Below are 11,618 nucleotides of genomic sequence, written 5' to 3' on the forward strand. Positions count from 1 at the left end.
GCCCCCCACCGGGGCCCGACCGGAGAACCAGCAGTGGAAGAGCCGGACAGACCGGCAGCTCAACCACGACCTTCTCCCACCAACCCACCCAGAAGATCAACCAGCGCGTAACGCGAACTGCGGCGGTGGATCCAGGCTCAGGGCTTCGACACGCGGCGCGCAGGTGGCCTCGGGCATCGTGCCGTTCTCGAACGCGGTGAGGTAGCGGTCGATCGACGCCTCGGCCTTGACGATCTCCGACTCGACGGCGCCGAGCTCTGCGACGTGGGAGGCGCGTTCGGCCTGCGCTTCGTCGTGGGCGCCCTCCAGTGCGGCGTCAATCAGGTCGGTGCGGGCCAGCGTGGCGAGCAGCGAGTCGACGACACCGTTCTCGACCTGCTCGGCGGGCAGGCGCTCCGACGGGCAGGAAGCTGTGCCGTAACGCTGACGGGTGAAGCAGGTGTAGTAGCGGTACGTGTAGCGATTGCCGGCTCTTCCGGATTTAGAGTGCGAGGGCTCCGCAGTGCAGTAGTGATCTGATGCGGTAGTTGATCAGGTTGCGGAAGCCGAGGGCGTTGCGGCGGAGGGCTTCGAGGCGGCCGTTGATGGCCTCGGTGGGGCCGTTGGAGGCGCGGTGGTCGAAGTAGGCCAGGACGTCATCACGGCGCCGGTGCAGCGTCCTGCCCAGCGTGGCCAACTCGGCGAGCCCGGCCGGTAGCCCGGTGCGGAGCCGGTCGATCACTGCGGCAAGGAGGGCCTTGCCGCGTCGGCGGTCGTCGGTGGCGTAGGCGGTGATGATCTGTTGATAGGCCCACCAGGTGACCTCGACTGCGATGTGCTCCTCGCCGGCGAACACCGCCTCGAGCCGGGCTGTTTGCTTGTCCGACAGCAACGCGAGACGGGTCCGCAGGGTGCGCCGGATGCGGTAGAGCGGGTCACCGGCGCGGCCACGGTGCCCGAGGGTGGCCTGCTGAACCCGCTGTCGGCACAGGTCGAGCTTGTGTCCGGCCAGGGCGACGACGTGGAACGGATCCATCACCGTCACCGCGTCGGGCAGAACGGCGGTGGCGGCGTTCTTGTAGCCGCCGAACCCGTCCATCGCCACGATCTCGACCTGCTCACGGAAGGACTGCTCGCGTGCTCCGAGCCAGCCGGTCATCGCGGCTGCGGAGCGGCCAGGGACCACGTCGAGCAGCCGTGCGGGACCCTGGCCTGCGACAACAGCGGTCAGATCAGTGATCACGGTGACGAACCCGTCGCCCTCGGCGCCGAACACGTGGGCCCACTTGTGCTCATCGACCCCGATCACCCGGACCCCGTCGAGCCGAGCGGGGCCCGCGGTGAGCAGCAGCTGCTCAGTCGCGGCGACGGCGATGGTGTTGACGGTGTCCCAGCTGCGGCCCAGCTCGCGGGCGACCGCGGTCACGGTGGCCTTGTCCACCGCCAGGCGGTACAGCACGAAGGCCGCGCATCGTCGCGTGGTCGAGGCGCCCGGTCGGGCGAGCCGACTGCTGTCGTGGGCGAAGATCTCGCGCGCGCAACCGTCGTGGACACACCGGTAGCGCGGCAGCCGGACCCGTAGCTGCAGCGGATGCCCGACAACCGGGACGTCGCTGACGCGGCGCTCGACGCTGTCGCGGTAGACCCCGACCATCCCGCACCCCGGACACGCTCCGGGGCCGTCGACGAGCAAGTCGCACCACAGCACCGTGGTGTCGCCGTCCAGGGCGGCGTCGGTGATCCGCACCCCCAACTCGACGGTGCGGATGATCGTGTCGGCCACGATCTGGGCGGGCAAGGTCCTAGGCTGCGGCATCGGGTCCCCGGTGAGCTTGACGGTGATGGCGTAGGAACCTTCATCATCAACTTGCCGGGGCCCGCCTCAGCGCAGCGACACGGCCCCACCCCCGCGGTCGATCACGCCCTCACCTGCACTCCGTTTCCGGAAGAGCCCGATTGCCGCGCGCGGTGCTGCCCTGGTACCGCTTGCCGCAGCGGGTGCAGAAGATCAGCCCCGCCAGCGGGAAGTGCGACCGCGCCCCGGTGCGGTGGGCGTGGTCGTCGCCGCGAGCGATGAGGACCTGCTCGGCCTCGTCGAACAGCTCGGTGCTGATCAGCGGCGGGTGGTGGGGATCGGACTTGTGCCACTGGTCGCGGTAGAAGACCTCCCCGAGGTACACCCGGTTGCGCAGGACGGTGAGGACCGCTGCGCCCGACCACGGCTTGCCGGACTTGGTGCGGTGCCCGTCCGCGGTGAGGGTGTTGGCGACGGCGCGGGTTCCGACCCGATCGCGGGTGTAGAGCCGGAAGATCCGCTGCACGACCGCGGCCTCGTCCGGGAGGGGCACCAGGAAGCCGGTGGCGCGGTCGAGGTCGTAGCCGTGCGGGCGGTAGCCGCCGCACCACTGGCCGCGGGCGGCCTTCCGCTCCATGCCGTTGATGACGCGGTCGATGATGGTCGCGCGCTCGAACTCCGCGAAGACCGCGAGCATCTGCACCATCATCCGCCCGGCAGGTGTGGCGGTGTCGAAGGGCTCGGTGGCCGACCGGAACGCCACCCCGATGTCGTCGAGGCTGGCGAGGATGTCGGACAGGCCGCGGATCGAACGGGAGAGCCGGTCGACGCGGTAGACGAGCAGCACGTCGAAGCGGCCGGCGCGGGCGGCGTTGAGGGCGCGTTGCAGCGCGGGCCGGTCGGTGGTGGCGCCGGAGGCCTGGTCGACGAACGCGGGGCAGGCCAGCTCCCAGTTGTCCTGGGAGGTGACGTAGGCGGTGAGCTTGAGCTCCTGAGCCCCCAGGGAGAAGGGCTGGTGCAGCTCGTCGGTGGAGATCCGCAGATAGATCGCCACCCGCAGGGGTGCCCCTGCGCCGCCACCGATGCCGCCGGCACCGTCGGTGCGGGTGTGCCCGTTCCCGGGCCGTGACGACGTCCGGGAACGCCGCGACCGGCGCACCCGGCGTGGCGGGTCCGTTGTGGTGACCGGGTGCGCGGTGGGCGGGGCGGAAGCACCCGGAGCGCGATCCCAAGATCTCCTGCCCGCTACAGCACGGGTGGCCGCAGCGTCGGCAGCGGGAGCAACGGCGTCGGAGGACCCGTTGGTCGGGTCGGGGCCGGGAGGAAGCGTGGGCATGTCAGGTTGCTCCGAGCGGTCGGGTCCCGTCGTGACGGTGTGGGTCGACCAGCTCAGCTCGACCCGGCACCGGAGGGCCAGCCCCCGTTCGGTACCGCCGCTGCCCTGCGGCGATCCGCAGGCGTCCCCGGCGATACCGGCGCGACGGCCAGCTCGGCCAGTAGCCGGGCGATCACAACGACGGCCCGGATGCGTTCCTCGGCGGTCATGGACACCAGCTCCGGCGGCAGAACTGTGAGCTGGTCGCGTTCGCCTTGTCGCCTACCGGCGCTCGGCGAACCGTTCACGCCGCCGGGTTGAGGCGACGGGATGCCGATCCGGCCATGTGCCTGGGGTGGACGGCTTCGGTGTCTGCGATGGAAGGACATGCCGTGCGGAAAACCAGGACGTCCTCGTGGGCGATCAAGTGCAGAGGGAGGCCGGCCTCGCGCTGCTTGCGGATGAAGTCGCGCTGGAAGAACGAGCCGCGGGCGACGAGGCCGTCGTCGGCGACGCGGCCGAGCAGGGCGACGCAGCGTTCGACGGGGACGAGGCCGGCGCGGGTCCCGCAGGCGAGGATCTGAGAGGGCAGGTCGATCAGCTCCGCGTGCTCGCGCCACGGCCGGACGGTGATCGCGACGTGCGCGCCCGGGCGGAGGACGTCGACCAGGGCGGCGAGGATGCGCTGGAACCCGGCCAGGAGGCGGTGGTGGCCGATGTTGGCGAGGTTCCCGCGGTCGAGCAGGTTGCCGTAGAGGTGGTGGTACTTCTGCACGCCGCCGCCGGGGATGACCGATACCTGCCCGTGGGTGGAGGGCCCGTAGGGCGGGGAGGTGACCACCAGCGCGGCCTGCCCGACCAGGCGCGGTGGGAGCAGCGTGGTCAGCTGGCGGGCGTCGCCGTGGAGCACCTGGCAGCCGTCGAGGACGGCCGGGTCGACGCGGTGGTGGTCGCGGGCGAGGTCGAGGTTGGCGCGGGCGACGTCGACCCAGTGCGGCTCGTACTCCACGCCGACGCCGGGGCGTCCGAGGTGGACGGCCTCGACGAGGGTGGTGCCGATCCCGCACATCGGGTCGAGCACCAGCTCGCCCGCGCGGGTGTAGTGGGTGATCGCGTGGGCGGCGACGGCGGGGAGCATCTTGGCCGGGTGGGCGGTCGAGCTGGCGGTGTAGCGGTCGCGGCGCTGGCTGGCGGGGGGCTGCTGCGCGGTGGTCCAGACCGACAGGGGCAGGTCGTCGAGGTCGGGACCGGCGGCGGCCAAGACAGGGGCGGCAGGCTGGGCTGGGTCGGGCATGGAGGTGCCTTCCGGGTCGGCGGGCGGGCGGCGGTGGGCGAGAGTGGGCGTCACGGGCGGGACGGACGTGCAGCAGGACGGGCGCCCGCGTCGTGGGGCTGGGCGAAGACCAGGACGTCGCTGTGCACGCGCCGGTGCGCGGGCGGAGCGCCGTCCGCGCCGACGTCGGTCCTTCGGTCGCGGGTGCAGAGGTTGGCCGGCGGGAGTTCTACGGCGACGACGTGCTGGAGGTACAGCAGGTCAGCGTTCTGCCCGGCGGTCACCATCGGACCGGTCGGGTCGATGAGTACCTCGTCGCGGCGGTCACAGCGGGTGAGCACGGCGAGGACGCCGCCGAGGCGGAGCGCCCGGGCGGCGAAGCGGGCAACGGGGTCGGTGTGTGCGGCGGCGTCGTGCCGGGCGGGCATGACGGTGACCATCAGGTCGGCCCGCTCGTCCGCATCGTCGGGCCGGGCATGGTCGGCGTCGTCCCGGCCGGTGGGGGCGGGGAAGCTCCCGAGTCGCGGACGGCGGCCGAGGTCGGCCACCGCTGCGATCGCGGCGGTCGGGACGTCGCCCCTGTCCTCGTCCCGGGCGACGGGCCAGGGCAGGAGCAGGACGGTGGCACCGGGTCCGGTGAACGAGGTGACGGCGTGGGTGAGCGCCGACAGCGGCCAGGCAGGCCCGGACGGCTCGGGATCGGGCGCCCCGCCCGGGCTCGGCAGGAGCGGGTGGCCCGCCGTCCTCGGGGCCGCCGTGACGGCGGCCTCCGGAGTGGACGGGTGCAGCGTCGGGGCGAACCAGACGGTCGACGGGGTCGACGGGGTGTCGCCGCGCCGGGTCTCGCGGCGTCCGGAGTTGGCCGGGCTGCGCCGGGTGCGGGTCAGCGCGGTCGGGTAGGGCCGGAAGTCGACGACCTGTCGGCTGCGGCCCGTCCTGGTCGGGGTGGCGGTGCTGGGGACGGGGCTCTGCTCGTTGTGGCGCGGGTGCTCGTCGGGCTGCACAAGCTGCTCCTGAAGGTTCGGGTCCGGCCGCGCCGACGCGCTGCCGAGGACACCCCTGAACTCCGTCGTCAAGGCCCGGCGGGGACATTCATCAATCTCGCCGTGCGTTGCTCGCCGCAGGCTTTCCCGCCGATCCCCTGTACCGCCGCAGCACTCCGACGGGGTGGAGCGAAAAGCTCACCTCGGCGGCGGTCGTGCGCCTTTTCGAGGTTGCGCCGCGAGAGCACGCCGGTCGAGCGTCCCTGGTACCGGACGCTTACCGATGAGGTACCGATCGGGCACCGGGTGACGTTCGAGCACGTCACAGCCGCGCCGCCCTGAACGAGTTCTTCGTCCGGCCGCCTGCGGCAACGAGCCAGGCTCATGAGATCCGGGCACCGGACGGGGTGGGCGGTAAGCGCCCCGTACTCGTTCGGTGCGTGATCGGAAACAGTTCCGTACCACCGGCTGTGGCGTCCTTTCCTCGCTGATTCACCGCGCCGAGTCGAGGAGCCACGGATGCAGGACAGGAACACGATCCCCAGGGCCGCTTTCGGCCCGACCGACATGCCGCTCGACGCCGCGCGCTCGGCGTTCGGGTGGCTGGTCACCGGGCCCGAGCCGCTGTCGGTGGACGGGTGCGGGTTCGCCGGGCTGCCCGACCGGCTAGTGCCGCTCGACGAGGTGCGGCAGCGGTTGCTGCGGCGGCGCTGCCCGCAGCCGGTGCGCGACGCGGTGTGGGCCCATCTCGTGACGCGCTCCCGCGCGGAGGCGGGGGCGTGGACGGTCGGGTGCGTCGGCGTCGCGCTGCCCGCGCTCACCGGCATCGCGGCGAAGCTCACCTCCCGGTTCGCCGGCGACCCGCGCGACGTCCACGCGGCGGTGCTGGCCGGGTTCCTCGCCGAGCTACCGGTGATCGACCTCGCCCGCCCGCGGATCATGCTGCGGCTGCGGTGGGCGGCCTACCGCGCCGGGCACACCTGCCTGCGGGAGTCCCTCGACGCTCCGACGCCGTCCGCGCGGGCGTTCCACTCCGCGGCTCCACCCGCACCCGCCGGGCACCCGGATCTGGTCATGGCCCGTGCGGTCACCGCAGGAGCCATCACGCCCGTCGAGGCCGAGCTGATCGGCAGCACCCGCCTGGAGGAGGTGTCGCTGGCCGAGGCCGCCGCCCGGCGCGGCACCGGCTACGAGGCGGCGAAAAAGGCCCGGCAGCGGGCCGAGCACCGGCTCGTGGCCTTCGTCCGAGAGCACCAGGCGGAGCCCGACGACGTCCAGATCGACCTCGACGTGCTGGCCGCAGCCGTCGCCGGGCGGCCACGCAGGGTGACTGTCGAGGTGGTTTCGGGGACGCACCGGCGCCGCGTGCGCCGCCGGGTGTCCCCGGACTCGCCGCACAGCGGAGTTCAGGTGCGCGGACAGGACCACCCCGCCCGCGGCCAGGACCCGCACACCCCGGCCTCCGGCGACGACCCCCGACCGCACTCCGCCGGACCTGCGAGACGCACGCACCCCCGGCCGGTCGACGAGCCGGGCCGCACCCCGCGACCGAGCACGGAGGAACCGCGATGCGCCTGAACCACCACCCCCGCCTGCACGACCGGAGTCGCCCGGCCCGCCGCGCGCTGGCCGTCGGCGCCCTCGTCACCGCGGCCCTGCTCACCACGGCCGCCGCCGCGAACGCCGCCGAGGCGGGTGCGGTGCTGGCCCAGGCCGAGTCCGTCGAGCAGGTGCTGGACAACGTCCGCGGCTGGATCGTCGGGATCCTGGCCCTGCTCGCCACGGTGTTCCTGACCATCGGCGGGGTGCGCTACATCCTGGGCGGCGGCGATCCCGGGGAGATCGAGAAGGCCAAGGTCGCCTTCCGCAGCGCCTGCGTCGGTTACGCCCTCGCGGTCCTGGCGCCGCTGGTCGTCACCGTGCTGCAGGGCATCGTCGGAGCCTGACCGGTGCCGACGACTTCACGGCCGACCAGCAGCGCCCGGACGCGGTGGACCCGCCCGGTCGCGAGGCGCCTGACCTTCGGGACGCCGGTGCTGCTCGTCGCCGGCCTCCTGCTCGCGGGACTCGCGACGGGCACCCCGACGACCGCCACGCCGATTGCGGTGGCCGCCACGGCTCCCGCGCAACCGACGGACACCACCCCGACGCCCACCCCGGTCCCGGACGGCTGCGAGGACGGTCTCCCGATCCCCGTCTGCGCCCCGGACACGACCACGACTCCCGACGACGGGTTCCCGCTGACCCTGCCCGACCCGGCGCCCGCCGACGGCGCGGAACCGTGCGAGGGCTACGGGTGCCTTCCCGACGTCCCCGCTCCCGGCAGCGACCCGGGCGCGGTCGGCGGGCCCGCTCCGGGCGCGGAGCCGGCGCAGGAACCGTGCGGGTTCACCGACCTCGGCGGCTGCGTCACCAACGCGATCAACAGCTTCTTCCGCGGGCTCGTGACCGCGGCGCTCAACCCGCTGCTGGACCTGCTGTCGAACACGCTGCTCACCACCCCGGAACTGGACACCCTGCCCGGCCTCGCGGAGCTGTGGAGCAACTCCTGGCAGATCCTGCTCGCCTGCTACGGCCTGCTCGTCCTGATCGCCGCAGTCGTGATCATGTCGTTCGAGAGCCTGCAGACCCGCTACACCGCCAAGGAGATCGCCCCGCGGATCGTGGTCGGCTTCCTCGCCGGAGCCCTGAGCCTCTGGGCCGCGACCCGCGCCGTCGAGGTCACCAACGGCCTCTCCCGATCGGTCATGGCCGGCGGGCTCGACCCGGCCGACGCCGGCCAGGCGCTGCGCGACATCACCCTCGGCTCGCTCAACGACGGCGTCTTCGTGCTGTTCGTCGGGCTCTTCCTGGTCGGGATGCTGCTCGCACTGCTCGTCGGCTACGTCATCCGCGTCGCGCTCACCGTCATCCTCGTCGCCGGGGCGCCGCTCGCGCTGATGTTCCACGCCCTGCCCCAGACCGAGCACATCGCCTACTGGTGGTGGAAGGCGCTGGGCGGCTGCCTGGCGATCCAGGTCGTGCAGAGCCTCACCCTGATCACCGCCATGCGGGTGCTCCTCGTCCCCGGCGGGTTCGACCTCTTCGGACCGAACGCGGACGGGCTGGTCAACCTGCTCGTCGCCTGCGCGCTGATGTACGTGCTCTACAAGATCCCGTTCTGGGTGCTCGGCTCGATCCGTGGCGGTGGCGGGCGCTCGTTCGTCGGCTCGCTGGTGCGCGGCTTCATCGCCTACAAGACCTTCGGCCTGATCTCCGGACGCGGCGGCAAGGGCGGCGGGGACGCCGGTGGCCGGGGCGGGCGGGGACGCGGCGGCCGGGCGGGCGGGGGCGGGACCGGTGACGGCTCCGGCGACGCCTACGCAGGTGTGCGCGCCGACGCCGACGGCCAGTACCTGCTGCCACTGGCCGGGCTGCGCCGGGTGCGCCCGGCCCGCCGCACGGGCGGCGACACCGCGCCCGGCGCGGGCGGGCGCGGGCGGGGCCGGCAGCTCGCGCTGCCGCTGGGCGAGGACTGGCCGGAGAACCGGCCGGTGCTCGGTCGCGACGGCCAGTACCGGCTGCCGCTCGACACGCCGAGGCGAGCCCGCCCCGCGTCCACGCCGCCGGAAGCGCCGGGGCGTTCCCCCGCGCACTCGGGACCAGCGCCGCGACGGTCCCGCCGAGGCGTGCAGCTCGAGCTACCTCTCGACCCCTACCAGGGCAATCGACCTCGCGGCGACAGCCAGTACCCGCTTCCCCTCGACGGCGTGCGCAGAGTCCGCCGGGGCCCCACCCCGGCGCCCCCGACTCCACCGCGCCGGGCGGCGCCGGGCCCCCGGCCGCGACAGCTCGAGCTGCCCTTCGACCCGTACCGGGACGCCCGTCCCGACCGGTCCGGCCAGTACGCGCTCCCGCTCGACGACCTCCGCCGCGTCCCGCGGGCACCGGCAGCGGCTCCCCCAGCCGCTCGGCCCGCACCGGCACGACCCGCCGCCCCTCGCGGGCAGCAGATGCGCCTCCCGATCGGGCTGCCCTCACCGACCAGGCCACCTGCCCCAGCACCGCGGCCTCCCGCCCGACGCCGTCCCACCGCGCCCGCCACACCCCCGCCCGCGGGTCGCGAGCCCGGCCCGCCGCCCGCCGCCCCACCCGCACGGCGCACCCCGCCCGGCCGGCCGCGCCGGTCCCGACCCCCAGACAGCACAGGAGGTACGTCATGACCTCGCCCGTCCGCATCCCCGCCGACGTCGACATGGCCGACCGCGTCGTCGGCTCGCTCACCGCCCGCCAGGTCACGATCCTCGGCTCGACCGGGCTCGCCCTCTACGCGGCCTGGGACGCGACCCGCCTCGCCGTGCCGCCCGCGGTGTTCCTCGCCCTCGCGGTGCCCGTCGCGGTCACCGCCGTCGTCCTGGCCCTCGGCCGCCGCGACGGCGTGTCGATGGACCGCCTCTTCCTCGCCGCGGTCCGCCACCGCGTCGCCCCGCGCACCCGGATCACCCACGGCGCCGACGGTGAAGGCCGAGGCCACCGCGCACCGGCCTGGCTCGACGCCCGCGGCCGTCCCGCCGACGAACCCGCCGCCCGCGGACGGCGCGGCGTCCTGCGCCTGCCCGCGCAGTCCGTCACCTCCGGGAGCACCGGTACCGACGTCGGCATCGTCGACCTCGGCCCGGACGGGCTCGCCACGGTCGCTGTCGCCTCGACGGTCAACTTCGCACTGCGCACCCCCACCGAGCAGCAGGGGCTGGTCGCCACCTTCGGCCGCTACCTGCACAGCCTGTCCGAACCGGTGCAGGTCCTCGTCCGCGCGCAACCTCTCGACCTGACCGGTCAGGTCGACGACCTCCGCGCACGCGCCTTCTCGCAACCGCATCCCGCCCTGCGGGCCGCCGCGCTCGAGCACGCCGAGTTCCTCACCCGCCTCGCCGGGCAGGGCGTGCTGCTGCGCCGCCAGGTACTGCTCGTCCTGCGCGAACCACTCGGGCCCGCGGGCGCCGTCGACGGGCTCGGCGGCCCCTCGCCGCTCGCGACGGCCCGCGACGGACTCGCCGCGCTGACCGGTGCCGGCCGCTCCGCACAGCGCGGCCGCCTCGGCGCCGGTGCGAGGCGGGCGGCCGAGGCCCGACTCGCCCGCCGGCTGGCCGAGGCGATGGAGCTGCTCGCCCCGGCCGGCATCACCATCACCCCGCTCGACGCCGCCCGCACCACGGCCGTCCTCGCCGCCGCCTGCAACCCCGACCCGCTCCGCCCGCCGCGCAGCGCCGCAGCCGACGAGGTCATTCACGCCACGCCCGGCCCGGCCTATTGGGACGGCGACGACCCCGACGACCCGTCGCAGGATCCCGACCAGCGATACACCGGCTGGGACGACGAAGACCGAGACGAGCAGGGCGGGAACGGCTGGGACCACGACGACGACCGGTACCCGTACACGGACCACGACGACGATGACCCGGACGACCCCGATGGGTACGACGACGGCTGGAGCACCCCGCAGCGTCACTGCGGCCGGGTCTCGGGCGAGTTCGGCGCGGAAGGCGGGCGCCGTCCCCGAGGTCCGGCCCTCGCCAGCGGGGGACGGCGATGACCCGCGGCCGGGGCAGGGCGCGAGCGGCGGGCACACGTGCGTCCGCGTTCGTGCCCGACACGCTCGCCGTCGGCGCCCGGCACCTGGAGATCGGCGCCACGCCCGGCGGGGGCGGGCACGTCTCCTCGGTGGTCATCGTCGGGTTCCCGCGCGAGGTGCACCCCGGCTGGCTCGACCCGCTGCTCACCCACCCCGGCCGGATCGACGTCGCCGCCCACGTCGAACCCGTCGACCCGGTCACCGCCGCCAGCAGGCTGCGCTCCCAGCTCGCGAAGCTCGAGAGCGGCCGGCGCTCCACCGCCGAGCACGGCCGGCTGCACGACCCCCACGTCGAGGCGGCCACCGAGGACGCCTACGACCTGTCCGCCCGGGTCGCCCGCGGCGAAGGCCAGCTGTTCCGCGTGGGTCTCTACCTCACGGTGCACGCCGCGAGCGCGGCCGAGCTGGCCGACGAGGTCGCCGCGGTCCGCGCCCTGTGCGCGAGCCTGCTCCTCGACGCCCGCCCCACCACCTACCGCGCCCTCCAGGGCTGGGTCACCACGCTGCCCCTGGGCCTGGACCCAATGCCACGTAGCTTAAGTCGATCATGCTGCCGACCTGGGTTTCAGCCCGCGGATGTTGATCGTGGCCGGTGCTCGGTGGCGGATGCTGGCCGGCTCGCTGGTCTTCTTGACCCGGTAGCTGTTGTGTCGGGCTCGTTT

The 11,618-nt window shown here is 74.1% G+C and carries 8 protein-coding genes and 2 pseudogenes; 5 read left to right on the top strand and 5 right to left on the bottom strand.

Annotated features, from left to right (window positions below; all coding sequences use genetic code 11):
• Nucleotides 1-96: 96 nt before the first annotated feature.
• The 5 genes and pseudogenes from Q1K26_RS28930 to Q1K26_RS27075 all read right to left on the bottom strand — a co-directional run.
• A pseudogene (locus Q1K26_RS28930) lies at nt 97-462 on the bottom strand (zinc ribbon domain-containing protein); the annotation flags it as partial.
• A 19-nt stretch (nt 463-481) separates the two neighbouring features.
• On the bottom strand, nt 482-1,777 hold the full coding sequence (locus Q1K26_RS27060) for an ISL3 family transposase (protein WP_300019123.1): 1,296 nt from the start codon (nt 1,775-1,777) through the stop codon (nt 482-484).
• A 127-nt stretch (nt 1,778-1,904) separates the two neighbouring features.
• Nucleotides 1,905-2,828 carry a recombinase family protein gene (locus Q1K26_RS27065; RefSeq protein ID WP_300019125.1) on the bottom strand — a complete coding sequence of 308 codons (924 nt, stop codon included), beginning with the start codon at nt 2,826-2,828 and terminating at the stop codon, nt 1,905-1,907.
• Between the two features lie 565 nt (nt 2,829-3,393).
• Entirely contained in the window at nt 3,394-4,383 is a 990-nt protein-coding gene (locus Q1K26_RS27070; RefSeq protein ID WP_300019127.1) for a DNA methyltransferase, read from the bottom strand.
• Nucleotides 4,384-4,433: 50 nt separating this feature from the next.
• Complete coding sequence (locus Q1K26_RS27075; RefSeq protein ID WP_300019129.1) at nt 4,434-5,366, bottom strand: hypothetical protein; 933 nt, start codon at nt 5,364-5,366, stop codon at nt 4,434-4,436.
• A gap of 498 nt (nt 5,367-5,864) precedes the next feature.
• Between Q1K26_RS27075 and Q1K26_RS27080 the strand changes: the two genes are divergently transcribed.
• The 5 genes and pseudogenes from Q1K26_RS27080 to Q1K26_RS27100 all read left to right on the top strand — a co-directional run.
• Nucleotides 5,865-6,923 carry a hypothetical protein gene (locus tag Q1K26_RS27080; RefSeq protein ID WP_300019131.1) on the top strand — a complete coding sequence of 353 codons (1,059 nt, stop codon included), beginning with the start codon at nt 5,865-5,867 and terminating at the stop codon, nt 6,921-6,923.
• Nucleotides 6,914-7,291, top strand: coding sequence for a pilin (locus Q1K26_RS27085; RefSeq protein ID WP_300019133.1), 378 nt, complete (start codon nt 6,914-6,916; stop codon nt 7,289-7,291). The genes Q1K26_RS27080 and Q1K26_RS27085 overlap by 10 nt, the downstream gene beginning before the upstream one ends.
• A gap of 87 nt (nt 7,292-7,378) precedes the next feature.
• The gene (locus Q1K26_RS27090) at nt 7,379-9,547 is read left to right on the top strand and encodes a hypothetical protein (protein WP_300019135.1); all 2,169 of its coding nucleotides are present in this window, start codon (nt 7,379-7,381) and stop codon (nt 9,545-9,547) included.
• On the top strand, nt 9,544-10,917 hold the full coding sequence (locus Q1K26_RS27095; protein WP_300019137.1) for a PrgI family protein: 1,374 nt from the start codon (nt 9,544-9,546) through the stop codon (nt 10,915-10,917). Before Q1K26_RS27090 ends, Q1K26_RS27095 begins: the two co-directional genes overlap by 4 nt.
• Nucleotides 10,914-11,618 (top strand): annotated as a pseudogene (locus Q1K26_RS27100) (conjugal transfer protein TraC); the annotation flags it as partial. The gene Q1K26_RS27095 and the pseudogene Q1K26_RS27100, both read left to right, overlap by 4 nt.

The sequence above is a fragment of the Pseudonocardia sp. genome (assembly GCF_029263155.1).
GTDB lineage: Bacteria > Actinomycetota > Actinomycetes > Mycobacteriales > Pseudonocardiaceae > Pseudonocardia.